The following is a 24,600-nucleotide window of genomic DNA, read 5'->3' as shown; positions in this document are numbered from 1 at the left end:
GTGCCGAGCCGGTATCAGCCGGCCGGCGCCTCGGCCAGCAGGGCGCCCACCGTCCGGGCCATCACCGCGCGGGCCTGATCCACGCCCAGCCCCAGGCCGTCGCACAGCATCGACCAGGCCGGCCACATGCTCGCCGCCACCAGCGCGTTGAGCAGCTGCCCCCGCCCCCGCCCGGCCTGCGCCAACTCGGTGGCGAAAAGCTCCTCGACCTCGTCCCGGACCCGGTCGATGTGCTTGAGCCGGTTGCGGTGCAACTGGTCGGAGACCGGCTCGCGCATCTGGGCCGCCCGCGCCGACGGCGCGATGAGCTGGAGCAGCCGGGCGCGTTGCCGGCAGTACGCGTCGACCCGCTTCGCCAGCGGCAGCCCGGACGAGATCGGCCGGTAGGCGGCGTCCTGCTGGCGGAGCACCTCGGCCCCGCTCGCCTCGAAGAGCGTCTCCATGTCCTTGAAGTTGGTCCAGAGCGTCCGCAACGAGATGCCGGCTCGCTCGGCGATGCGTTCGCCGGTCGGCCGGAGGTCACCCTCGGAGATGAGCGCGAGGTGCGCCTCGACGATCGCCGCGCGAGTGCGCTCGGCCCGGGCGGTCCGCCCGTCGACCCGGACCGGGACCTCGACCGCGTCCATTCGCCCCCGCCCCTTCACCATGTCGTCCCCCGACGCACCGCCGAGTCTAGACAGGTGATGATCAGCGGCACCCGGGCGACCGCCGGCGCCGTCATCCGGCTCGACCGGTCAACGTGACGCCACCGTCGCAGGTGATGGTCTGTCCGGTGATCCAGGCGGCGTCGGCAGAGGCCAGGAAGGCGACCGTGCCCGCCACGTCCTGCGGCAGGCCGAGCCGCCCGAGCGGGTACCGCTCGGCGACCTCGTCCTCCCGGCCCTCGTAGAGGGCGGCCGCGAAGCGGGTCTTCACCACGCCGGGAGCGACGGCGTTGACCCGGACCGCCGGCCCCAGCTCCACGGCGAGGCTGGCGGTGAGGTGGTTGAGCGCGGCCTTGCTCACCCCGTAGAAGGCGATGCCGGGCGACGGGCCGATCCCGGCCACCGACGATACGTTGACCACGCAGCCACCCCGGTCGGTCATGCCGGCGGCGCAGACCTCCTGCACCCAGCCGAGCGCGGCGACCAGGTTGACGTCGAGGATCTTGCGCGCCGCCCCCAGGTCGAGCCCGACCAGCGGGCCGTGCACCGGGTTGATGCCGGTGTTATTGACCAGGAGGTCCACCGGCCCGAACGCCGCCGTGACCTCCCGAACCGCGGCGGCCCGGTGCTCGGCGTCGTCAGCCCTCCCGGGTACGGCCACGGCGTACGCGGGCCCGCCCAGGGCGGTGACCGCCTCGGCCAGCGCCTCCGGACGGCGGGCGGTCAGACCCACCCGCGCCCCCTCGGCCACCAACCGCTGGGCGATGGCCAGGCCGATTCCCCTACTGGCACCGGTGACGATGGCGACCCGATCGACAAGCCGGCCTGAATCTGCATTCACAGTGCAGATAGTAGAAGCGGCGATCGGTGTCGGTCAACGTCCGGAGGGTCGATCGTGTCGCCGGTCACTACGCTGGGTTGGCTGGCTGGGCGCAGCCGTACGACCGGGCGTGGGCACGGCGATATGCCGCGCGACCACGCCCGGTCGACTGCCGGGGCCGGGTGTCGTCAGGAGACGGTCGGTATCCCGTTGGCCGGTGGTGCCACCGGCGCCGCGCTGTACTCGCTGACCGGTCCGTCCTCCTCGTCGGTCTCGTACGTCGGCCCGAAGTAGCTCTGCACTCCCCCGCTCACCCGGGCCAGCCGCTGCCCGCCGTAGCCGGAGTGGTCGTCGGCGGAGAAGCGCAGCGGTGCCAGCCCGGGGCCCTGGAAGCCACCCTTCTGCACCGCCTCCAGCACCTTCTCCCGGGTGAGGTCCTTGCCCGCGGCGAGCAGCACCTGCACGAAGAGGTAGCCGACCGACATGCCGTAGACGGTGTTGCCGTCGAACGGCGCATCCCCGTTGTGCTCCTTGTTGATCCTCGTGAAGAGCTGGATCCACGGATTCGCGGTGTCGTTCTGCATCGGCAGGTAGTTGGTGCCGACCACGCCCTCCAGCAGCGGAGCGGCGGCGCCGAGCTGCTTGGCCAGGGTCGGGTAATCGGAGCCGACGTTGGACACCAGCCACTGCGGCTTGAAGCCCAGCCGCGCGGCGGTACCGATGGAGAGCGCGGTGAAGCCGGGCACGGTGGCGAGCACGACGACCTGGCAACCGGCCGCCTTGAACGCGCCGATCTGCGGCGCCACGTTGGTGTTGCTGGTGACGTACGTCTGCTTGACCGCCACGGCCGTGGCGCCGAGCACCTTCTCCACGCCGACCAGGCTGTCCCGGCCGAAGTCGTCGTCCTGACCCAGGAAGCAGACCTTCTGGCCGGCCAGGTTCGCCTTCGCGTACGTGGCGAGGATCTTGCCCTCGACCGTGTAGTCCGGGTTGAACCCGAACGTGCCGGGATACTTGTCCGGCTGGTCCCAGCTGCGGCTACCGGAGGCGACGAAGAGGTCGGGCACCCGGTTGCTCTTGAGGAAGTCGAGCACGCCGGTGTGCGTCGGCGTACCGAGGCCGTTGAGGATGGCGAAGACCTTGTCCTGCAGGACGAGCTGGCGGACCACCTGCTGCGTGTTCGCCGGGTTGTAGCCGTCGTCCATGACCTTGTAGGTGATCTTCCGCCCGTGCACGCCGCCGTTGGCGTTGACGTAGTCGAAGTACGCCTTCGTCGCCGGGGCGATCTTGGAGTAGCCGGCCGAGGCCGGCCCGGTGAGCGGCATGTGGGTGCCGACGACGATCTCGCTGTCGGTGACGCCCGGCACCGATCCCCCGCCGGGACCGGAACCGTCGTCGCCGCTGCAACCGGCGGCGCTGATCAACAGGGCTATGGTGCTGGCGATCGCGAGACCGCGTCGTGCCGTACGGCGCATTGGAAACACCGACCTTTCTCGGTCCGGTTCTCAATCGAACGGTGTGGTGGTGGGGCGCCCGGCCGAGGCCGGACAGGGACAGCTCAGGACCGCCGGGCCGACCACCGGGCCAACAGCGCCCGGCCGAGACGCGACAGCAGACCCTGCACGCCGCCGGGTGCGGCGATCATGACGACGATCAGGGTGACTCCGAAGATCGCCAGCGGGAGGTTGCCCTCCAGCCGCTGCGCCACCGCGGGCGAGAGGGTGAGCAGCTCGGTCGCGGAGTGAGTGAGATCGGGCAGGGCAACCAGCAGGACGGCCCCCCACAGCGCGCCGGCGAGGCGACCGAGACCGCCGATCACCACGGCCATCAGGAGGAAGAGCGACAGGGTCAGCGAGAACGCGCCCGGAGACACGCTCTGCGCGAGCACCGCGAGCAGGGCGCCGCCGAGACCGGCGGTGGCGGCGCTGACCACGAACGCGAGCACCTGGGTACGGGCCACGTGGATACCGGCGAGGCGCGCGGCCACCTCGTCGTCGCGGACCGCCCGGAAGGTACGCCCGTACCGGCTGCGGATCAGGTTGGCCAGCAGCAGCAGGGCGAGCAGGGTGGCCGCACCGGCGAGCCAGAGCTGCCACCGCTCGTAGGGAAAGTACGGGCCGAGCGACATCGGCGGCGGCTCCACCGGCACCGACAGCCCCTGCTCGCCGTTGAAGACGCCGTCGAAGGTGACGGCCAGGGCCGGCACGACGACAGCCACGGCGAGGGTCACCCCGGCCAGGTAGGGGCCACGCAGCCGGGCCGCGGCGACGCCGACCACCGCACCGACCGCGACCGTGCTAAGCACCGCCGCGCCGAGCGAGAGCGGCAGCAGCCAGCCACCGGTCATCCCCCGGTCGGCGAACGCGTTCTGGCAGAGAGCCACGGTGTACGCGCCGGTGGCCATCAACGCGCCGTGCCCGAGCGAGAGCTGGCCGTTGAGCCCGGTGAGGACCGTCAACCCGGCGGTGGCGCAGAGGTAGGCGGCCACGGTGGCGAGCTGGAAGTTGCGGAACGGCTCGACGGCGTAGCTGACCCCGAGCAGCAGCAGCGCGGCGGCGAGCGCGAAGGCAAGGTGGCGCAGAAGGGTGGAGCCGCGCCGCCGGTCGACCGGACGGTCGCCGCAGCCAGTGCCTGCGCCGGCCAGGTTCTGCTGTGGCGGCAGGGCCGCCTGGGTGGCGCTCACACCCGCCTCGCCGTGACCGGGGCGAACAGCCCGCCGGGGCGGACCAGCAGCACCGCCAGCAGCAGGACCAGCACCGCCAACGGCGTGAGGTCACTGCCGGCGTAACCGCTGACATAGGAGAGCAGCAGCCCCACCACCAGACCACCGACCACCGCCCCCGGTGGACTGTCCAGCCCGCCGACCACCGCCGCGGTGAACGCCGAGACGAAGACCAGGTCCATCGCGTGCGGATGCAGACCGAGCTCGGTGGGGATGACCAGCATGGCGGCCAACGCGCCCACGCCGGAGGCGAGCGCCCAGCCGAGGGTCAGCATGCCGCCGACGTTGACCCCGAGCAGGCGGGAGATCTCGGGGGCGAAGGCCGCCGCGCGCATCCGCAACCCGACCGCGGTCCGGGCGAAGAGCCAGGCCAGACCAACGACCACCGCCCCGATCGCCGCGAAGACGAACAGGTCGTACGGCGAGAGCACGGCGACCCCACCCACGGTGAGGGCGGAGCGGCTGAACGGCGCGTCGGCGGGTCGGAACTCGCTGCCGTACACCATGCCCAGGACGGCCTGGATCAGCAGGACCAGCCCGAGCGCGACGATCACCGGGTTGAGCGGCGACGCGTGGTCGACGAAGCGCATCACGGCGCGGTCCACCAGTGCGCCGAGCACCAGTCCGGCGAGGATCGCGACCAGGAAACCCAGCCAGTAGGAGCCGGTCGACGCGGACACGGAGTAGGCGACGTACGCGGCCGCGACGGCCATCGCCCCCTGGGCGAAGTTGACGACCCGCGCCGCCCGCCAGATGAGCACCAGGGCGAGCGCGAACGCGGCGTACACCGCGCCCCGGGACAGGCCGTCGATGGTGAGGAAGACGAAGCGGTCCAACAGTCCTCCCTCCTGGGGGACGAGGTGGTGGTCAGAAACCGAGGTAGGCGTGTCGCAGGTCGACGTCGTCGCGCAGCTTGGCGGCCGGGGCGGCGATCACCACCCGGCCGAGGGCCATCACCACGCCCTGGTCGGCGACGGCGAGTGCGCTGCGGACGTTCTGCTCGACCAGCAGCACGGTCAGGCCGGTGCGGTCACGCAACTGGCGGAGCAGGGCCATGGTCCGGGCGACCACTCGCGGCGCCAGCCCGAGCGACGGCTCGTCGAGCAGCAGCAGACGGGGTCGACCGACCAGCGCCCGGCCGAGCGCGAGCATCTGCCGCTCGCCACCGGAGAGCTGGTGGCCGAGGTGCCGACGCCGTCGGGCCAGCGGCTCGAAGAGCTCGTAGACCTCGTCGAGGGCACGGCCGGCGTCGGCCCGGTCGCGCCGCCACAGCCCGCCGAGCCGCAGGTTCTCGTCGACGGTGAGCTCGTTGATCACGCCCCGCCCCTCCGGCACATGCGCCATGCCACGCCGGACGAGCTGCTCCACCGGTGTGCCGCGCAGGTCCTCCCCGGCGAGGAGGACCTGCCCGGCGGCCGGACGGATCATGCCGGAGAGCGCGCGCAGCAGGGTGGTCTTGCCGGCGCCGTTGGCGCCGACTACGGCGGCGATGGTGCCGGCCGGGACGGTGAGGTCGATGGCCTGCAGCACGGGCGCGGCACCGTAACCGGCCACCAGCCCGCGCACCACCAGCAGGTCCGGCTCACTCATGCCGCACCACCCTTCGTTTGCGACTGCGGGGCTCGCAAACCCGGCTCACTCCTCGCGCTCACGCCGCACCGCCCTTCGTTTGCGACTGCGGGGCTCGCAAACCCGGCTCACTCCTCGCGCTCACGCCGCACCACCCTTCGTCGTCGCGCTCATGCCGCGGCCTCGTCGATGGCGGCCCCGAGATAGGCGTCGGTGACGGCCGGGTCGTCGCGGATCTCGTCCGGCGTGCCGGCGGCGATCACCCGGCCGAAGTCGAGCACCACGATCTCGTCGCAGACCGCCATCACCAGGTCCATGTGGTGCTCCACGAGCAGCACCGCGCAGGGGTCGGCGTCCCGCTGGGGAAGCTGCCGGATCAGCTCCGCCAGCTCGGTGATGTCGTCGGCGCCGAGGCCACCAGCGGGCTCGTCGAGCAGGAGCAGCCGGGGCCGGGCGGCGAGCGCGCGAGCCAGAGCGACCCGCTGGCGTACGGCGAAGGGCAGCGTGGTCGGCGCGGCGTCGGCGTGCCTGGCGATCCCCAGATCGTCCAGGATGTCCAGTGCGTGCTGGCGCAGCCGCCGCTCGTCGCGGTCGCTGCTGGGCAGACCGAGCAGCGCCGACACGAAGCCGGCCCGCGCGGTGTGTGAGGCGCCGGTCATCACGTTCTCCAGCACCGTGAGCCCGGCGAAGAGGCCGGTCCCCTGCAGGGTCCGGGCGATGCCGAGCCGGGTCAGCCGGTGCGGCCGGGGCCGCAACGGTCTGTCGTCGAGGGTGAGCGAACCCGTCTCCGGCGTGACGAAGCCGCAGATCACGTTGAACAACGTGGTCTTGCCGGCGCCGTTCGGCCCGATCACGCCCACCACCCGGTTGGGTGACACCCGCAGTGAGACGTCGTCGAGGGCGGTGAGGCCGCCGAAACGTACGCCGATGTGGTGCAATGCGAGCCCGCGCTCCATCACCCATCCCTCTGTTGTGGCGGGTGTTATTTACACTCGCAGTGTACGTTTCTCGGGTACCGCGTCAAGACCTTCAATACCTCGCCATCGGCAGGCGGACGGGGCGGCCGCCAGCGGCGACCGCCCCGGGATCGCGATCAGGAACTGGGGCAGGTGTTGCGGTACTCCTGGATCTGCGAGCCGCTCGGGCCCGGGCAGAGGAACTGCTCGTAGCGGGTGTCGTCGTCGACGAACCGCTTGAGCCAGGCCACCATCTGCCGGGCCGTCGGCGTGTTCACCGACTGCGGGAAGAAGTGGCTCGCTCCGTTCAGCTCCAGGTACGCCTTCTCCGCCGAGGCGGGGATGCTGTTGTAGAACGGCTCCGAGTGCGACGAGACCGGCGCGACACTGTCGCTCTCCCCACCGATGATCAGCGTGGGCACCCGAAGCTCGGACCAGCTCTTGTCCAAATTCCACGGTGCGAGCGGCACCGCGGCCTGCAGCGACGGCCGCGCCGACGCGGCCTCCAGGCTGCCGCCGCCGCCCATCGAGTGACCAGCCACCGCGAGCCGACTGCCGTCGATCCGGGTACGCACCGAACTGCGCTCGACCAGGTAGTCGAGCGCGGCGAGGAGCTGACGGCCACGACTGTCCGGCTGGTCCAGCCGGCTGTTGGTCTCGATGCCGATCACCACGAAGCCGTGCGAGGCGATCCGGGGGCCGAGCCAGCTGATGCTGGACCAGGCCGCGGTGTAGCCGGGCGAGATGGCGATGGCGCCGAAGGTGCCCTCGCTGGTGCTGGTCGGGTAGTAGATGACGCCACCGCCGAAGCCGGTGACGCTCAGCGAGGACACGTTCTGCGAGGCGGTGGCGAACGGGCCGCGACTGGCCTCCAGGATCGCGGTGGTCGGGTTGGGGCCCCTCTCGTACGGGCTCGCCGCCTGCGCGGCGCCGGAGCTACCGGCCAGGACGCCTCCGGCGACCAGGGTGGCGGCCAGCACGAGCCGGGCGGCTCGGGCTGCCATGGAACGGGGACGGGTGGTGGTTGGTGACGACACGTCGGGCACTCCCTAGAGTCGAGGGATATCGACGTGCGTCAGTTTTGGCCGCTGCGTCGGCCCACGCATCGGTGAAATCACCAGTCCCGCCGGTCGGCGTCCGCCCTATCCGGGGTCGGGACGGGGACATCGGCTGTGTTTTGGCCCTCTGACCAGGGGTAGGGATGCCATCGCCTGCTCGTAGACGCTCCATGGAGGGGTTCGTTCAGTGGATTCCAGCAAGCCCGCCGAGGCGGTCAAGAACGCCGTGAAGACCGCCTCAGACAAGATCGCCGACGCCCTGACGCCAGATGTCCCCGGCGCGCCGGGCAGCGCCCCGCCACCCGTCGAGGAGCCGACGACGCCGCGCGACCCGTTGCCGCCGAAGACGGAGCAGGGTGCCCCGCAGACCCGCACCCCGACCGGCGCGGAGACCGGCGCGCCGACGACCGCCAAGGGTCAGCAGGGTGCCTTCCTCACCACCTCGCAGGGGGCTCGGCTCCGCGACACCGACCACTCACTCAAGGCCGGATCACGCGGTCCGACGCTGCTCCAGGACCACCACCTGCGTGAAAGATCACGCATTTCGACCACGAGCGCATTCCCGAGCGCGTGGTGCACGCGCGCGGCGCGGGAGCGCACGGCGTCTTCACCGCCTACGGCACCGCGGAGCGGGTGACCCGGGCCGGCTTCCTCAAGAAAGGGGCGGGAGACAGAGGTCTTCGTGCGGTTCTCCACCGTGCTCGGCTCGCGTGGTTCGGCCGACACGGTCCGCGACACCCGTGGCTTCGCCACGAAGTTCTACACCGACGAGGGCACCTTCGACCTGGTCGCCAACAACATGCCGGTCTTCTTCATCCAGGACGCCATCAAGTTCCCGGACATCATCCACGCCGCGAAGCCGCATCCGGACCGCGAGATCCCGCAGGCGCAGAGCGCGCATGACACCTTCTGGGACTTCGTCTCGCTGCACACCGAGGCGCAGCACCACACGCTCTGGAACATGTCCGACCGCGGCATCCCCCGGTCGTACCGGACCATGGAGGGCTTCGGCGTACACACCTTCCGCCTCGTCAACGAGGCCGGCGAGAAGGCGCTGGTCAAGTTCCACTGGAAGCCCAAGCTGGGCGTGCACTCCCTGACCTGGGAGGAGGCGCAGATGCTCAGCGGCATCGACCCGGACTTCCACCGCCGGGACCTGTACGACGCGATCGAGGCCGGCGCGTTCCCCGAGTGGGAGCTGGGCATCCAGGTCTTCCCCGACACCCCTGAGGAGACCTTCGCCGAGATCGACCTGCTGGACCCGACGAAGATCGTGCCGGAGGAGCTGGCACCGGTGCAGCCCATCGGAAAGCTCACCCTCAACCGGACGCCGACGAACTTCTTCGCCGAGACCGAGCAGGTCGCCTTCCACCTCGGCCACCTCCCGCCGGGCATCGACGTCACCAACGACCCGCTGCTGCAGGGCCGGCTCTTCTCGTACGTCGACACACAGCTCACCCGGTTGGGCGGGCAGAACTTCTCCCAGATCCCGATCAACCGGCCACACGCCCCGGTCAACGACATGCTGCGCGACGGCTTCCACCAGCACGCCGTGCACGCGGGGGTGGCGCCGTACCGGCCGAACTCGCTCGACGGCGGCAATCCCTTCCCCGCCGGCGACGATGAGCACGCCTTCCTCGACGTACCGGTGACGGTTGCCGAGGCGCCCAAGGTACGGGCGAACCCGGCCTCGTTCGACGACCACTTCAGCCAGGCACGCCTGTTCTGGCTGAGCATGTCGCCGGTCGAGAAGGAGCACATCATCCGGGCCTACACCTTCGAGCTCGGCAAGTGCTACCACCAGGCGATCAAGGAGCGCCAGCTCCAGTGCCTCGCGAACATCGACCCGGTGCTGTGCGCGCAGGTCGCCACCGGGCTGGGCCTACCCGCCCCGGAGCCGACCGTGCCGCTGGCCGACGTCACGCCCAGTCCCGCGCTGTCGCAGGTCGGCAGGGAGTGGCCGACCGACGGTCGCACGATCGGGATCGTCGTCGACCCCGACAGCGACCTCGACGGCGTCGACCAGGTACGCGCAGCCGTGTTCGAGGCCGGAATGGTGCCGCTGCTGATCGCCCCACACGGCGGCATGGTGGGCGGCATGCCGATGCAGCGGACCTTCGCCACCGGCCGGTCGGTCGAGTTCGACGCGGTCCTGCTGGCCGGAGCGCCGGCACCCGCACCGGATGCCATCCCGGCCCGCGACAAGGCGGGTAGGGCGCCGGCGGTGGCCGTGGATCCCCGCGTGCTGCTCCTCGTCGAGGAGTGCTGGCGGCACGCCAAGACGATCGGCGCCTGGGGCGCCGGCGTCACCGTGCTGGAGCAGGCGGGGGTGAGCGGCACTCCCGGCGTCGTCACGGCGGGCTCCGGCGTCGAAGCCCTGACCGCGGTGCAGCGGCTGATGGCCGGGCACCGGGTGTGGGAACGGTTCCCCACCTCGGTCGCCTGACGCGGCCAGCTACGCACCAGGGGCTGTCCTCCGCTCGGTGGAGGACAGCCCCTGGTGTCGCGCCGGAATCAGCCGATGTCGGCCAGCCGGGGCAGCACCTCGTCGCCGAGCCGCTGGGCGAACTCCACCGGGTGGCGATCCGGGGTGACCTGCACCTCGGTGACCCCGAGCGCGGCGTAGTCGGCAACCTCGGCGAGGAACGCGTCGACGTCGGCCAACGGTGGCCGGTGGGCGACCACGGTCTTCTCGACGGTGTCATAGTCACGGCCCTCGACGACGCAGTGCCCCCGCAGCACCTCCAGCTTGCGCGCCACCTCGTCGGCGCCGGCGGCCGTGCCGAACAGGTTGCAGGCGTCGGCGTACCGGGCCACCAGGAGCAGCGTCTTCTTCTCGCCGCCGCCGCCGATCATGATCGGCGGGTGCGGACGGCTCAACGGCTGGGGCGAGTTGATCGTCTCGGCGAGCTGGTAGTGCTGTCCGTTGAACGGCCCGTTGTCGTCACCCCACATCTGCAGGCAGATCCGCAGCGTCTCCTCCAGCCGCTCGAAGCGCTCGGCGACCGGCACCACGGGCACGCCGAGGCCGCGCTGCTCCCGCTCGTACCAGGATGCGCCGATGCCGAGCCGGGCCCGACCGCCGGAGAGCACGTCGAGAGTGCTGACGATCTTGGCGAGCAGCCCCGGATACCGGTACATCACGCCGGTGACCAGCACGCCCAGCGTCATCCGCTGGGTCTTCGCGGCGACGAAGCCCAGCGTCGTGTACGCCTCCAACATCGGCTCCTCGGCCGGGGCCACCGCGTCCATCTGGAAGAAGTGGTCCATCACCGTGAACGACGCGACGCCGGCCTGTTCGGCGGTGGTGGCCGCCTCGGCCAGGGTCGGTGCGATCGCCGCCGGCTCGGCCGGGGTCGAGTACGTCCAGTAGTGCAGTCCGAGCTTCATTTCTCGACACCTCCGAACCGAGCCTAGTGGTCGTCGACGCCACAGACCCGCGGGTCGAGCAGGCCCGACGGCGGGTGAGGTCCAGGGATTTCCATTACCGGTTCATGACAATTCGTGGATCACGCGCGGATATCCGGCTGACACCTTCTGCTGAGTGATCCCCCAGCCGACATCCACCGACTCCCGGCCCACCGGGTACGCGCCCGAGGTGGCGCGCGCCCGGTTCCGCCACCGGAGGCCCTGGACCATGTCCAGCCCCGCCCCGGGGCCACGCCGAGCGGAGTGGGCCGACGCCGCGAAGGGCGCCTGCATCATCCTCGTCGTCCTATGGCACGTCGTCGTCAAGGACTACCTGCAGATCGACTGGCACGTCGGCGTACCGGTGCCGGGCCTGTGGGGGACGCTGGGCGAGCAGTTACTGCCGCTGCGGATGCCGCTGTTCTTCACCATCTCCGGCGTCTTCGCGGCGACCGCCGTCCAGCGCCCCTGGCGGGTCGTCGCCAGCAGCCGGATCGCCGGGTTCCTCTACCTGTACGCCGTCTGGCTGCTGATCCACACCGTGATCTTCGCCGCGGCCCCGGACTTCCCGACCGACCGCGCCACGTCCGCCCTCGGTCTGCTGGAACAGCTCACGATCACGCCCTCGAACCTCTGGTACCTGTACGCCCTGGCGCTCTACTTCACGGTCGCCAAGGTGGCCCGCCGGGCGCCCCGGGTGCTGGTCCTCGTACCCGCCGCGGCGCTGTCCGCCGTCGCCGCCGCCGGCCTGCTCGACACACCGGGCAACCGCGTCGGCCTGTACCAGAACCTGATCTTCTTCCTCGCCGGCCTGTACCTGCGACCGCAGATCGAGTGGTGGGCGGCAACCGCCACCCGGCGCCGCCTCGCGCTGACCTCGGGTGCCTACGTCCTCGCGCTCGCCGCGATGGCGACGGCCGGCGCCCAGCGATGGTTCGGCGTGTGGCCGGAGGTCTCCGTCGTGGCGGTCGCCTTCGGCGTCACCGCGGCCGCCCAACTGGGCCGGTGGCCCGCCCTCAGCCGCCGACTCAGCACGCTCGGCCGCAACACGTTGCCGATCTACGTCATCCACATGCCGGTCCTGGCCCTGCTGCACCGGCTGCTGCTCGCACCGGCCTCCCGGCTGGACCGCGTCGGGCAGGACCTGATCGTGCTCGGCTACCCGATCCTGCTGACCGGGCTCGTGATCGGCGTGAGCCTGGCCATCCACCGCGGGCTGCTGGCGGTGCACGCGCGCTGGCTGTTCGCCCTCCCCGGCGACCGCCGGACCGTACTCCGCCGGCTGGAGGCGGCCGGATGAGCGCGTTGGCCGAGGCGGTGGTCGACCTCGGGGCGATCGCCAGCAATGTCCGGACGATCGCGTCGCTCACCGGCACCGAGTTGATGGCGGTGGTGAAGGCGGACGGGTTCGGCCACGGCGCGGTGATGGTCGCCCGTGCCGCGCTGCGCGCCGGCGCGGGTTGGCTGGGGGTGACCTCGGCATCCGAGGCGCTGGCCCTGCGCAGCGCCGGCATCACCGCGCCCACGCTGAGCTGGTTGCACCGCCCGGACGACGACTTCGCCAGCCTGATCAGCGCCGGCGTCGACGTCGGCGTGTCGACGACGACCCACCTGCACGCCGTCGTCGACGCGGCCCACCGGCTCGGCGTACCCGCGCTGGTGCAGCTCAAGGCCGACACCGGCATGTCCCGCAACGGAGCCCGCGGGGACGACTGGCACGAACTGGTCGCCTGGGCCCGCAAGTACGAGCGGGAGGGCGGAGTCCGGGTGCGCGGCGTGTGGTCCCATCTGACCGATGCGGACGTACCGGGCAGCCCCGGGCTGGCCCGGCAGGTGGCGACCTTCGAGGAGGCGTTGCGGGTCGCCCGGTCCGCCGGCCTCGACCCCGACCTGGTCCACCTGGCCAACTCGGCTGCCGCGCTGTCGGCACCCCGGACCCGCTTCGACCTCTGCCGGATCGGGCTCGCCCTGTACGGCGTGGACCCGTTCGGCGGTACCGGGCCCGGTGAGTTCGGGCTCCGCGCCGCGATGACGCTGCGCACGACCGTCGTCAACGTGAAGCGGGTGCCCGCGGGCACGGGTGTCTCCTACGGACCCGAGTACGTGACCTCGGCGCCGACCACGCTGGCCCTGCTGCCGCTCGGCTACGCCGACGGCCTCACCCGGGCCGCCGAGGGCCGCGCCGCGGTGTGGCTCGGCGGCCGGCGCTGCCCGATCGTCGGGCGCATCGCCATGGACCAGTGCGTGGTCGACGCGGGCGACCTTCCCGTGGCGATCGGCGACCCGGTCGTGGTATTCGGCCCCGAAGGGGACGACCTCGCCCAACCGACGGTCGCCGAGTGGGCGCGGTGGGCCGGCACCAACCCAAACGAGATCTTGACCGGCATCGGGGCCCGGGTGGCCCGCGACCACCTCCACGAAAGGGCGGACGTTTCATGACAACCCGACTGGCAGTGCTGTACGGCGGGCAGAGCGGCGAGCACGAGGTGTCCCGTCGCTCGGCGGCGAGCATCCTCGCCGGGCTGGACCGCGACCGGTACCAGGTCACCGAGGTGCTCATCGACCGGGACGGCGGGTGGCACGTCGACGGCCGTCCGACACCACTCCCCCAGGCGCTGCGCGTGCTACGCGCCCAGGACGTGGTGTTCCCGGCCCTGCACGGCCCGTACGGCGAGGATGGCACCGTGGCGTCGCTGCTGGGCTGGCTCGGCGTGCCGTACGTCGGCAACGGCGTCTTCGCCAGCGCCGCCGGCATGGACAAGGGAGTCACCAAGAGGCTCCTCAACGCGGAGGGCCTGCGGGTCAGCCCCGGGGTGACCCTGCGTCCCGGCGAGGAACTGTCCCCGGCCGACCGGCGACGGCTGGGCTTGCCGGTCTTCGTGAAGCCCGCGCGGGCCGGCTCCAGCCTGGGCGTCGTCAGGGTGACCGACTGGGCGGAACTTCCCGCTGCGCTGGAGCAGGCCCGGGAGGTGGACCCAAAGGTCCTGGTCGAGCAGGGGGCGCGCGGACGTGAGATCGACGTGGCCGTCCTCCAGCATCCCGACGGCCGGGTGCAGGCCGGTCCGCCCCTGGAGATCCGGGTGAGCGGCACGGGCTTCTTCGACTACGACGCCAAGTACGACGGCGGGGCGGTTTTCCAGATCCCCGCACCGCTCGACCCGGCCACCACCGAGGTGCTTCAGGACCGCGCGATCCGCGCCTTCCACGCCCTCGACTGCCGCGGGCTGCTCCGGGTCGACTTCTTCCTGCCCGCCGAGGGGTCCGCGGAGCCCATCGTGAACGAGGTCAACACCTTCCCCGGGTTCACCACCGCATCGCAGTTCCCGCAGATCTGGCAGCAGGCCGGGATCGGGTTCGCCGACCTGCTCGACATCCTGATCTCCGGCGCGCTGGCCGACCAGGGCCGGTCCGGCTCCGGCGGGTTGCCCCGGCCGGCACGGGCGGTCGATCTGGTGTGAGCGCCCCTCGCCCCGGTCACCTGATCGGACAGAACCGGGGCGGGCGGGCGCCATCCGGGCCGGCGACGGTGACCGGGACGAAACTGTCGGCCAGACCGGCGACCGCCGTGGTGCCGATCACGGTGCAGACGATCTGGTCGGCCGCGGTCCCCGACAAGGACATGACGGCACCCACCATCGTCACCGTGAGGCCGGGTTGGTCGCCCGTCACCGTCACCGTCACCAGGGAGGCCGGGACGAGGCCGACCGGCACCTCGCTGGTGAGCCCCTGTCTCCACTCGGAGTCGTCCGGACCCGCTGCCAACATCCGGAGCGTCTCCTCCGGCGAGGCGTCCATCTTGGTCGGGCGGATGACCAACACGAGTTGCCCGTGCGCGAGCAGGTAGAGCCTGACTCCCGCGGACGGACCGGTCGTCGCGGCGCTGCCGGTGATGACGCCGCTGGGCCGGACCCCGCAGCCCGCCACGAGCAGCGTGAGCAGAAGCCCGCCGGCGAGCAGCGCCCGAGCCGCCCGGCGGCCGGTCACCGTACGCCTCCGGCGTCCGCCGCCACCCGGGGCAGGCGGAGCGTGAACACCGCGCCACCGGTCGGACCGTTGCCGGCGACGAGACTTCCCTGCTGCCCGGCGTGCCGGTGCAGGCGGGCGTTCTCCCACGCGATGGCGAGGCCCAGACCGCTGCCCTCGGTGCGGGTCCGCGCAGTGTCCGCCTTGTAGAAGCGGTCGAAGACGTGCGGCAGCACCTCCTGGTCCAGCCCGGGCCCCTGATCGCGGACCTCGATCGTGATCCAGTCCGGTTCGGCGCGCAGGTCCACGGAGACCGGCTCGGCCCCGTGCCGGAAGGCGTTGCCGACCAGGTTGGCGACGATGACGTCCAACCGGCGGGGATCCAGCCGGGCGACGATTCCGGGCGGCAGTTCCACCCGCACCCGATCGGCCCAGCCCCGGATCCGCAGGGTGGCGCTCACCGCCGCGGCCACGTCGACGCCGTCGAGGGCGAGCCGCGCCGTGCCGGAGTCGAACCTGCTGATCTCGATGAGGTCGTTGACCAGCCGAGTGAGGTTCTGCGTCTCCTGACTGACGAGCCGGGCGGCCTTGCCGGCATCCCCCGGCAGCCGGTCGGCCTCCTCGTCCAGCACGTCGGTGACCGCCGTCATCGCGGCCAGGGGCGTACGGAGTTCGTGCGACACGTCGGCCACGAAGCGCCGGGCGTCGGACTCCATCCGCCGCAGCTCGCCGACCTGCCGCTCCAGCGTCCCCGCCGTGTCGTTGAAGGTCCGCGCCACGTCGGCCAGCTCGTCGGCGCCCCGAACCACCAGCCGGGTTGTCAGGTCGCCCTCGCCGAGCCGGCGCGCCGCCCGTCCCAGCTCGCGTACCGGCCGGAGCACCCCTTGGGCGGCCAGCAGGGCCAGCAGGACGGCGAGGACCAGGGAGAGCCCACCGGTCAGCCACGCCAGGGTGGCGAGCCGGTCGATGCTCTGTTGTTCGGGGGCGAGGCTGCGCAGCGCATAGACCTCCAGCCCGGACGGCTGGGCAGTGCCATCGGGTCGCTCGAGCCTCAGCTGGGTCCCGATGAGCAGCATGGGTTGACCGTCGCGCGAAACGCGTTGCCAGGCGACGAGGCCACTCTCGACCGCCTGCCGCAGCTCCGGGCTGACCGGCTCGGGGAACTGCACGCCCTGCGCCCGCATGTCACGGTAGAGGATTACCACGTCTCCGTCCCGGTCGGAGAGGCGCTGGGACAACGCGTCGAGCACCTCCTGGGACGGCGGGAGCTGGCGTACCGGGTAGACCTCCGTGAGCTGTTCGGTCAGCGACACCACCGCGGCGTCCTGCGCCTGCTGGAGGATCACCCTCCGGGCCTGGAAGTAGCTTCCGCTGGCCACCACCGCGGTGGTGGTCATGCCCAGCAACGCGAAGGCCAGCAGCAGCCGAACCCGCAGGCCCGACGCCTGGCCACCGGCCCAGCGCCACAGCCTCACAGCGGCCCGAACCGGTATCCGAAACCGCGCACCGTCTGGATGAAGACCGGCACCGACGAGTCGTCCTCGATCTTGGCGCGCAGCCGCTGTACACAGGCGTCCACCAGCCGCGAGTCGCCGAGGTATCCGTGCTCCCACACGGCCGACAGCAGCTGCTGCCGGCTCAGCACCTGTCCCGGCGTGTACGAGAGTTCGAGCAGCAGGCGCAGCTCCGTCGGGGCGAGGCTGACCGGCTGCCCGCCCTTGCTGACCACCAGCGCCGCCCGGTCGATGGTCAGGGCACCGTGCTGTTCCAGGCCGGACCGCTCGCCGCCGCTACGTCGCGACTCGCCAGCGGTCCGTCGCAGCACCGCGCGGATGCGCGCCTCAAGCACCCGGGGCTGCACCGGCTTGACCACGTAGTCGTCGGCGCCGGCCTCCAGGCCCGCCACCACATCCATGTCGTCGTTGCGGGCGGTCAGCATGATGATCGGCAGGTCGCCGAGCTGCCGGATCCGGCGACAGACCTCAAACCCGTCCATCCCGGGCAGCATGAGATCGAGGATCACGACGTCGGACGAGGCCGCGCGCAACCGTTCCAGCCCCTGCTCACCGGTCGCCACGGCATCCACCGTGTGGCCCTGTCGGGTGAGCGCCAACTGCAGTCCGTCGCGCACCGTCTGGTGATCTTCGATCAGCAGGACCTGGGACATGTCGCCAAGTATCGCATCATGATTTGGTTTAGCCTTTTGTCGATGTCCTGGAGGTTGGGTATCAACCCTGCGCTGTCCCGCCGTCCCGAATGTTCACTGCCGGCTCCGGCTGGGCACGATGCCGCGAATGCATCGGGCCGACAAAATCCGCCGACCGCACCAGGAACACCACCGACACCACCGACAACAGCGTCAATCCGGTCGCCGCGATGATGGCGACGAGCGTCCCCCGCTGCACCGATGCGTCCAGACCCGGTCCGACCACCAGAAGCGCCCAGACCAGCACGACCAGCCCCACCGCCCCCTCGATCAGCCCGCGCCACAGGGTGCCGCTGTCCTGCCCACCGCGCGGGCCGGTGACGCCGCCCGGATCAGCGTCCCGGCGCCAGCCCGCCAGCGCCGCCGCGGCCAGGCAGAACAGCGCCACGCCCAGCAGAACACCGCCGAGCGCGTCGCTGAACCGGTGCCAGCCCGCGATCATGGTGGCCGAGGCGATCACCGAGACGCCCACCGCGCCCGGTACCGCCAGCCATCGTCGGGCCCACCCGGGCAGGACCAGCATGAACGCAAGCAGCAGGGCCGTCGCGGCGGCGACATGACCGCTGGGAAAGCTGTTGTGGGTGGTTGAACTCTCGATCTGAAAGTCCGAACGGGGAAGCATCGACTTGACCGCTCCGGCCACCACCACCGCGGTGAGCACCATGCCGATACCCACGACTCCCGCCAGCAACCGCCGACCGAGCAGACCCACCAGCAACACCGCGCCGAGCAGGACGGCCAGGAGCACAGGGCTGCCGAAGGCCGCCAGCACGGTCTTGGACGGACCGACCAGGACGGTCTGCTGCTCGTACCCTCCGCCCCGCTCGGCACGCGGCAGGAGCAGTCCGTCCAGCCATTGGCCGGGGTAGGTCCGTACGAACACGACGCAGATCAGGCCCAGGACGACCAGGTGACCCAGGGCCGCACCGAGCAGAGGCAGGCCGAGGGGCGTGGCTGCGCGGACCGGTGGCAGCGGTCCCGCCGGCTGCGGGCCCGGTGCCGACCGCCCGACGTGGTACGACGATCCGAGGGACATGTCGGCCATGCTCCGCTCGCCAGGTCCGGGCACCGTCCGCGGATTGTCTTCGTTCTGTCACAACTTCCGGTGGGTTCCCGGCAAAACCGACGAAGCCGCCCCCGAACGGCTTGCCCGCACCTAAACGCTCATTCATATGCTTACATGCAACTATGTTTTACCCGACCGAGACGAGCCACCACTAAGGTCAGGACATCGATTGATCGATATTTTCGGTCGGCGGTGCGAAAAACCATCCGGAGCGAGTTGGGGAACCGGAAGGGGTTGGGGAAATGCAGGGGATTCCGGCCGCCTCCTTGGTGATCGGCATCGCGTCCTCGCCGGCCGAACGCCGACAGTTGGCGCGGCTGCTCGGCGGGAGCGACGCATTCCTGATTGTTTCAAGCGTCGAGCAGGCACGGGAGTTCCTCGGGGTGGTCGAGGTGCCTCCCGTCGCCACGGCGACTCCCCCCGCTCAGGCGGTGGTCGCCGAGGCGGCGCAGAGCACGCACTCGCCGCCACCACCCGAGCTGGCCGTCGATTCCGACCGCCGGGTGCTGCGGTGGCGCGACCAGGAGATCGACCTGACCCGGCTGGAGCACGACGTGCTGCTCTGCCTGGTCGACGCACCCGGACAGGTCTGGACGTACGAGCGCCTGCACCTTGAGGTCTGGGGCAACAGGCACCTCGGCCGCGGGTCCGACATGCACTCGGTCATCCGACGGGTACGCCGCAAACTCGCCCGGCTGAACGCCGCCGCGACGATCCACGCGGTGCGTGGGGTCGGCTTCCGGCTCGCCCCGGTCTGATCGCGACCGGCAATCCGGGGGCGCCGCGGCTGCGGCGCCCCCGGATTGTGTCGCTCCGGCTCACCGCCGGCGAAGCTGGTCCGGCCCGCCTGGTCAGTGACCAGGCGGGCCGGATCGTGCTACCGCTCAGACGTCAGCACCGAACGGGAGACAACCCGAAGTCCTCCACGGTGGGCGTGGTGGTGTTGACCTTCGTCTGACGGGTCTGGGGCTTCCAGCCGTCCTTGGCGACGATCATCGTGAGCGGGTTGTTCCGACGGTCCACCCAGTAGGCGTACTTGCCCTGGGCGTCGGTGGCGAAGGTCCACGACATCGCCCACGAGTCGACCTGGACCACCGCACCGGCAATCGGCGAGGTCGCACCCTGGCAGCTGGTCCCGGTCACCGTGCCCAGCAGCTTGCCCCAGGTCTTCGGAGGCGTCACGTTCATGGTCACCGCGACGGGTGCCACCGTGTACGGCGTGTTCTCCTTGATCCCCACCGAGCCGGAGTAGGTGCCCGGCTGATCGACGTTCGCCGTCATCCCGACGGTGACCGTGACCTTCTGACCCGGCGCGAGGGTGACGGCCGACTTGTCGATCGTCATCCAGCTGACATCGGCCGCCGCCTCGGCACAACCCTCGAACCCGGGCAGCACCTCGCTGTCCGGCGCCGCGTTGAAGTTGCCGGACGAGCCGCCGATCTTGTAGAAGCCGCACGCCGCGCCACCGCGGTAGCGCGCGGTGTTGGCGTTCGGCAGGTTGGACCACGAGCTGGTGGCCGGGTCGTAGGCGAAGCCGGCGTTGCTGATGGCTCCACCCTGCGAACCACCGACGACGAGGAGCTTGCCGCTCGCAACAGCGAACGAGCTGGCCCAGTTGTCGACCGGCGCATCGGCGATGGCGGTCCAGGTGTTGGCACCCGGGTCGAAGGCGTAGCTGGACTTCTGCGCGGCAGCGCCGTCATTGCCACCGGTGCAGTAGACCGTGCCGTCGATCCCTCCGCAGGAGGCGAAGGCCACCGACTTCGGGTAGTTGGCCAGCGTCTCCCAGGTGTCGCTGGCCGGGTCGTACCGGACGACACTGTTCGACATCGGCGTACAGGCGGCCGTGGTGCAGCCACCGATCGCGTACAGCTTGCCGTCGACGACCGCCTGGCCGGCAGCGGCTCGCGGCGCCGGGTTGTCGGCCAACTCGGTCCAGGTGTTGGCCGCCGGGTCGTACGACCAGGTAGCCGAGTCCGGCCCGGAGGCACCCCAGCCACCGGTGGCGATGATCTTCCCGCCCACGACGCCCACCGTCAGGGCGTTGCGGGCGCCGGGAAGGTCAGCGACCGGCGTCCAGGTCTGCGCGACCGGGTCGTAGACGACGTTCTTCGTGGTGGAGGCGCTGCCGTCGCCACCGCCGATCGAATAGACCTTGCCGTCCAGGTTCACCACACGGTTGTCCATGATGTTGGACGGGTAGTCGGTGATGTCCGTCCACGGCGCAGCCTGTGGGCTGACCGCGGCGGAGGTCGCCGTCGCCGCCTTGCCGGACGCCTTGGCGGCGAACGACGTCGGCACGGTGAGCCGCTGCTCCGGCGCGCCGCCGGAACCGAGCACCTGCTGCCTGGTCACCCGGGACCCGTCCGCCCGAAGGAGTTCGAACCCGTTGTCGCGCTCACTGAACTCGACGTCGACCGGCGCGCCGCCGGTGTTGGTCACCGTGAACGTCTTGCTGGCCTTGCCGCTGGGCATCTGGACCGTCGCGCTCAGCTGGGTCGGTGCCACCGACAGCCGGCCGGCCGCCAGCACGAAGTTCGCGGCGGTCGCCCAGTCTGCCTGGACGTCGACCTGCTTGCTCTGGCTGACGTAGTTGCCGGCCTTAGCGGTGAACTTGTGCGTGTCGGTCAGCGTCGAGAAGATCCAGTAGAAGCCGTCGGCCAGTCCCGGGTCGTCCGGGGTCGCCACGGTGACGCCCTTCTCGGCGGGCCGGTCGTCGCTGGTGACGGTGGCACCGTTGATGTAGCTGTTGTCGTTCTTGTCACGGACGTTGCCGACGACAAGACCACCGTCGACCGGCACGCAGGTGACCTGGCTGCCGATCAGTACGTTGTCGACCTCCCACCACCACTCGTACGAGGCGTCGTAGTAGTGGAACCGGACCTGGACCTGCGCCTGGCCGGCCGCCTGCGGGATCGGGATCTCGGTGACCTTCGGCCCCCGGACGTCCGTCGCCTGCCGGAGCACGTTCGTCCAGGTGGCCCCGCCGTCGATGCTCAGATCGACATCGCCGCGGTCGCTGGCCAGTTGGTTGAAGTCCTGGTTGAACCGGATGACCGGGGCGGTGACCCCGGTCAGGTTGACCACCGGGCTGACCAGCGAGGTGTCCTGGCTCCCGCCCGCGCCGTACGCGTCACTGTCGATCATCGCGAAGTTGCCGGTGCCGCCGGTCAGGTTGCCGCGGCTGCCGTCGTCGGTGAACTTCCAGACCTGGCCGTTGCCCTTGTTGTCCACAACGGACCAGCCGGCCGGCACCGTGGTGCCGTCGAAGGTCTCGTACTCACCGTCGGAGCCGAAGGTGTATCCGGGCGCCGTCGTACAGGTGGTGGTGTTCACCGGTACCGCGACGTTGGCCGTGACGTTACCCGACGCGACGACCACCTCCTTGGTGACCGTCTGGTAGCCCGGGTACTGCGACTCGTACTTCAGCGTGTAGGTCTGCCCGGCCGGCAGCTTGATGCTGTAGCGGCCGTTCACCGGCGTGGTGTAGTCGTACACGCCGGACACACCCTGCACGGTGACCTTCGCGTAGAGCGGCCAGCCGTGTCCGGAGCCGTCGGTGACAGCTCCGGTGACGTTGACGCTCGCCACCGCCGTCAGCGCGACGTCGAGCGTCGTGGTGGCGCCATCGGTGACCGTCGCCGGCTTCGTGGTGCTGCCGTACCCGAACGCCGCCACGGCGACCTGGTAGTCGCCGACCGGGAGTTGGGTCGAGTACTTCCCGTCGGTACCGGTGGTCACCTCGCGCGCGGTCGGGCCGGTGAGCGTCAGGGTCGCACCGGCGATCGGGGCGCCGGTGGCCGCGTCGGTGACCGTGCCGGCCAGGGTGCCGGTGTCGCCGGTCGGGGCGGCGTTGAGCAGCGCGAGCGCGTCCAGCAGGCCCTCGCCGTAGACGTTGTTGTCCGCAGGGGTGCCACCGCACTGGGCGTCGGCCTTGTCGATCGCGGCGCCGTTGAGCAGCGCACGAGTCGCGTCGATGTCACCGACCAGCGACGGCGCCGCCGAGTACAGCAGCGCGATCGTACCCGCGAGGTGCGGGGCGGCCATGGAGGTGCCGCTGGCGCTGCCGTAGGCGTTGCCCGGAAGGCTCGACCGGACGTTCACGCCGGGCGCCGAGATGTTGGGCTTGATGTCGCCGTTCTGCCCGGGACCCCGGCCGGAGAAACCGGCGATGTTGTTGTTGATGTCGTACGCGCCGGTCGAGTAGTTGCTGACGGAACTGCCCGGCGAACCACTGGTCTGGCATGCCGGCCCGCTGTTGCCGTTGGACCAGACTCCGAAGATCCCCGACGCGGCCCAGGCCAGCGTCACGTCCTCCATGAAGGGCTCGGTGGAGGGGTTCTGGCTGCCCCACGAGTTGTTGATGACGTTCGGTCGCTTGCTGGCGTCCGGGTTCTGGCCGTTGAGGTCGACCGGCTCCAGCATCCACTGACCGGACGTGATCAGGGCGGCGTCGCTGGGGCAGCAACCGTTCGCCGCGATCCACTTGACCCCCGGGGCGACACCGATCTGGTTCGCGCCGTCGGAGCCGGCCATGGTGCCCATCGTGTGCGTGCCGTGGCCATCGCCGTCACAGGGTGCGGTGGCGCAGGTCCCGGCGGCGTTGAACCAGTTGTAGTTGTGGTCGAACGTGCCGTCGCCGTTGTTGCCGCGATAGGAGTTGACCAACGCCGGGTGGTCGAACTGCACGCCGGTGTCGATGTTCGCGATGGTGATGCCCTCGCCGGTGACGCCGTACTGGGACCAGACGTCGTCGGCGTTGATGTTCGCGATGCCCCACTCGAGGGCGTTCACGGTCTTCTCGTCGGTGCCCTTGGTGGTCTCGGGCACCTTGTAGGCGACCGGGGCGTACAGGCCCTCGACCTCTGCGTGGGAGGCGAACTTCTGCACCATCGCCAGGGAGCCGCTGCTCACCTTGATGGCGTTGGTCGCCCAGAAGGTCTGGTACTTCGCGCCCGAGCCGTCAAGCTCGGCCCGGATCTTGCCCTGGCTCTCGGCGGCGGTCTTGCGCAGTGCGTCCGCAACCGCCGTGCCACGCTTCGCCCAGTCCTTGATGGCGCTGGCCTTGCTCAGGTCCGCCCGGTCCTTGAACCGGATCCAGAAGTCCCCTTCGCTCTTGGCCTGGAGCTGCTTTGCCAGCTCCGGTCGGATCTTGTCTCCGACCGGGGTACCCGTGCCCATCCCGCCGCCGGGCGCGGCCTGCGCGGGCGAGCCGATGCTGACCATGCATGTTGCGGCGAGGATCATCGCCGCACCAGCGCTCACCAGTGATCTGGCTGTGCGCCGCCATTGTGGACGTCTGAACATCGGTGCTGCCTCCCTCAGAACGACCCAGGGTGAAATGGGCCATGTGAAGGTGCAGAAGGTTCGTCTCGATGGACCGAGTGAACGAACCCTTCCATGCCCCCCCATGCACCGCGCGGGTCACGCCGGTTGCCCGAGTGGACACTATGATCGAGAAGAAAGGACGATCAAGAACTTGCCGTGAGCAACTTGTCGCTAACCGTTGCCAGGCTGGGCAGCGTGCCTGCCAATCATTGTCAGGGGCGTGACAAGAACTGGGCAGGTATGCCCATCGATCCCGGGCGGTGCTGTGGCCGAGGACGACGAAGCGATGTTGGATGGGGCTGATCCGGCCGACGAGCCGTTCCCGCTGCTGATCGCGGTGACCCCATCGCCGACCGAGCGCATCCGGCTCGCGGAGCGCCTCGACGGCATCGCACCGCTGCTGCTGGTGGCCGACCTCGACGAGCTGCGCCGGCTGATCGCTGCTCCGCAACAGCTGGCCGGGACGCCACCCGAGCCAGCACCGGCCGCCGCGAGCGACGCCCTGGTCATCGACTCGGCCCGATCCACCGCCCGCTGCGAGGGCCGCGAGATCGACCTGACCCGGTTGGAGCACGACCTGCTGACCTGCCTGACGACCGCGCCGGTCCGGGTCTGGAGCTACGAAGAGCTGCACCGGTCGGTCTGGCGCGACGAGGGGCTGGAGCGCAAGGCGGACGTCCAGTCCCTGGTGAAGCGGCTGCGGCGCAAGCTACAGGACCTCGGCACCGGTGCCACGATCGAGGCGGTGCGGGGTGTCGGGTTGCGGCTGACCGACCGTCAGGAGCCGCGGATCGGCCGGGCCTGACCGCTGCCTGATGTGGGCAGTTCCGCGCTGCCTCACCGGAGTCACCCTGGCGACG

19 protein-coding genes and 1 pseudogene are annotated in these 24,600 nt (G+C 70.8%); 6 read left to right on the top strand and 14 right to left on the bottom strand.

Translation table 11 applies throughout. The annotated features are described in order from the left end of the window. Positions 1–14 precede the first annotated feature (14 nt). From OG990_RS08160 to OG990_RS08125, 8 genes are all read right to left on the bottom strand, one after another. Positions 15–626, bottom strand: a complete 612-nt coding sequence (locus OG990_RS08160) for a TetR/AcrR family transcriptional regulator (protein ID WP_386982598.1) — start codon at positions 624–626, stop codon at positions 15–17. A 91-nt stretch (positions 627–717) separates the two neighbouring features. Beyond that, positions 718–1,485: an SDR family oxidoreductase gene (locus tag OG990_RS08155; RefSeq protein ID WP_406079626.1), complete on the bottom strand. Its 768-nt coding sequence runs from the start codon at positions 1,483–1,485 to the stop codon at positions 718–720. 167 nt (positions 1,486–1,652) lie between these two features. Beyond that, positions 1,653–2,939: an ABC transporter substrate-binding protein gene (locus OG990_RS08150; protein ID WP_386982602.1), complete on the bottom strand. Its 1,287-nt coding sequence runs from the start codon at positions 2,937–2,939 to the stop codon at positions 1,653–1,655. Positions 2,940–3,022: 83 nt separating this feature from the next. Beyond that, positions 3,023–4,147 carry a branched-chain amino acid ABC transporter permease gene (locus OG990_RS08145; RefSeq protein WP_406079624.1) on the bottom strand — a complete coding sequence of 375 codons (1,125 nt, stop codon included), beginning with the start codon at positions 4,145–4,147 and terminating at the stop codon, positions 3,023–3,025. Next, entirely contained in the window at positions 4,144–5,022 is an 879-nt protein-coding gene (locus OG990_RS08140) for a branched-chain amino acid ABC transporter permease (RefSeq protein ID WP_328415864.1), read from the bottom strand. The genes OG990_RS08145 and OG990_RS08140 overlap by 4 nt, the downstream gene beginning before the upstream one ends. Before the next feature lie 31 nt (positions 5,023–5,053). Further along, positions 5,054–5,776, bottom strand: a complete 723-nt coding sequence (locus tag OG990_RS08135; RefSeq protein WP_328415862.1) for an ABC transporter ATP-binding protein — start codon at positions 5,774–5,776, stop codon at positions 5,054–5,056. A gap of 149 nt (positions 5,777–5,925) precedes the next feature. Beyond that, positions 5,926–6,711 carry an ABC transporter ATP-binding protein gene (locus OG990_RS08130; protein ID WP_386982606.1) on the bottom strand — a complete coding sequence of 262 codons (786 nt, stop codon included), beginning with the start codon at positions 6,709–6,711 and terminating at the stop codon, positions 5,926–5,928. A gap of 137 nt (positions 6,712–6,848) precedes the next feature. After that, on the bottom strand, positions 6,849–7,715 hold the full coding sequence (locus OG990_RS08125; protein ID WP_406081696.1) for an alpha/beta hydrolase family protein: 867 nt from the start codon (positions 7,713–7,715) through the stop codon (positions 6,849–6,851). A gap of 241 nt (positions 7,716–7,956) precedes the next feature. Here OG990_RS08125 and OG990_RS08120 point away from each other — a divergent pair. Further along, a pseudogene (locus OG990_RS08120) lies at positions 7,957–10,215 on the top strand (catalase). Between the two features lie 68 nt (positions 10,216–10,283). Here the strand turns inward: OG990_RS08120 and OG990_RS08115 are convergent. After that, positions 10,284–11,159 (bottom strand): LLM class F420-dependent oxidoreductase, encoded by an 876-nt coding sequence (locus tag OG990_RS08115; protein WP_386982607.1) that lies wholly within the window; start codon positions 11,157–11,159, stop codon positions 10,284–10,286. A gap of 154 nt (positions 11,160–11,313) precedes the next feature. On the opposite strand from OG990_RS08115, the gene OG990_RS08110 reads away from it, so the two are divergent. From OG990_RS08110 to OG990_RS08100, 3 genes are read left to right on the top strand one after another with little or no spacing between them, the layout of a single operon-like run. Beyond that, positions 11,314–12,477 (top strand): acyltransferase family protein, encoded by a 1,164-nt coding sequence (locus tag OG990_RS08110; RefSeq protein ID WP_406079621.1) that lies wholly within the window; start codon positions 11,314–11,316, stop codon positions 12,475–12,477. Next, on the top strand, positions 12,474–13,616 hold the full coding sequence (gene alr / locus OG990_RS08105) for an alanine racemase (protein ID WP_406079619.1): 1,143 nt from the start codon (positions 12,474–12,476) through the stop codon (positions 13,614–13,616). Before OG990_RS08110 ends, alr begins: the two co-directional genes overlap by 4 nt. Continuing rightward, positions 13,613–14,635 carry a D-alanine--D-alanine ligase family protein gene (locus OG990_RS08100; RefSeq protein ID WP_386982613.1) on the top strand — a complete coding sequence of 341 codons (1,023 nt, stop codon included), beginning with the start codon at positions 13,613–13,615 and terminating at the stop codon, positions 14,633–14,635. Before alr ends, OG990_RS08100 begins: the two co-directional genes overlap by 4 nt. Before the next feature lie 16 nt (positions 14,636–14,651). Here OG990_RS08100 and OG990_RS08095 read toward each other — a convergent pair whose 3' ends face one another. From OG990_RS08095 to OG990_RS08080, 4 genes are all read right to left on the bottom strand, one after another. Then, positions 14,652–15,161 (bottom strand): hypothetical protein, encoded by a 510-nt coding sequence (locus OG990_RS08095; RefSeq protein WP_328415850.1) that lies wholly within the window; start codon positions 15,159–15,161, stop codon positions 14,652–14,654. Next, on the bottom strand, positions 15,158–16,537 hold the full coding sequence (locus tag OG990_RS08090; RefSeq protein WP_406081695.1) for an ATP-binding protein: 1,380 nt from the start codon (positions 16,535–16,537) through the stop codon (positions 15,158–15,160). The genes OG990_RS08095 and OG990_RS08090 overlap by 4 nt, the downstream gene beginning before the upstream one ends. Before the next feature lie 74 nt (positions 16,538–16,611). Next, on the bottom strand, positions 16,612–17,307 hold the full coding sequence (locus OG990_RS08085; RefSeq protein WP_386982616.1) for a response regulator: 696 nt from the start codon (positions 17,305–17,307) through the stop codon (positions 16,612–16,614). A 61-nt stretch (positions 17,308–17,368) separates the two neighbouring features. Further along, complete coding sequence (locus OG990_RS08080; protein ID WP_406079617.1) at positions 17,369–18,382, bottom strand: phosphatase PAP2 family protein; 1,014 nt, start codon at positions 18,380–18,382, stop codon at positions 17,369–17,371. Between the two features lie 272 nt (positions 18,383–18,654). Here OG990_RS08080 and OG990_RS08075 point away from each other — a divergent pair, with 272 nt between their 5' ends. Then, complete coding sequence (locus OG990_RS08075) at positions 18,655–19,170, top strand: winged helix-turn-helix domain-containing protein (RefSeq protein ID WP_355613886.1); 516 nt, start codon at positions 18,655–18,657, stop codon at positions 19,168–19,170. Between the two features lie 133 nt (positions 19,171–19,303). Here OG990_RS08075 and OG990_RS08070 read toward each other — a convergent pair whose 3' ends face one another. After that, positions 19,304–23,677, bottom strand: coding sequence for a S8 family serine peptidase (locus OG990_RS08070; RefSeq protein ID WP_406079615.1), 4,374 nt, complete (start codon positions 23,675–23,677; stop codon positions 19,304–19,306). A gap of 349 nt (positions 23,678–24,026) precedes the next feature. Between OG990_RS08070 and OG990_RS08065 the strand changes: the two genes are divergently transcribed. After that, a complete protein-coding gene (locus OG990_RS08065; protein ID WP_328415841.1) occupies positions 24,027–24,545 on the top strand; it encodes a winged helix-turn-helix domain-containing protein in 519 nt (172 codons plus the stop codon). Positions 24,546–24,600 lie beyond the last annotated feature (55 nt).

Origin of the sequence: Micromonospora sp. NBC_00858, from assembly GCF_045207365.1 — a bacterium.
Lineage (GTDB): Bacteria > Actinomycetota > Actinomycetes > Mycobacteriales > Micromonosporaceae > Micromonospora.
Note: the sequence above shows the minus strand (reverse complement) of the source record. Positions and strands in the feature narration are given on the sequence as shown.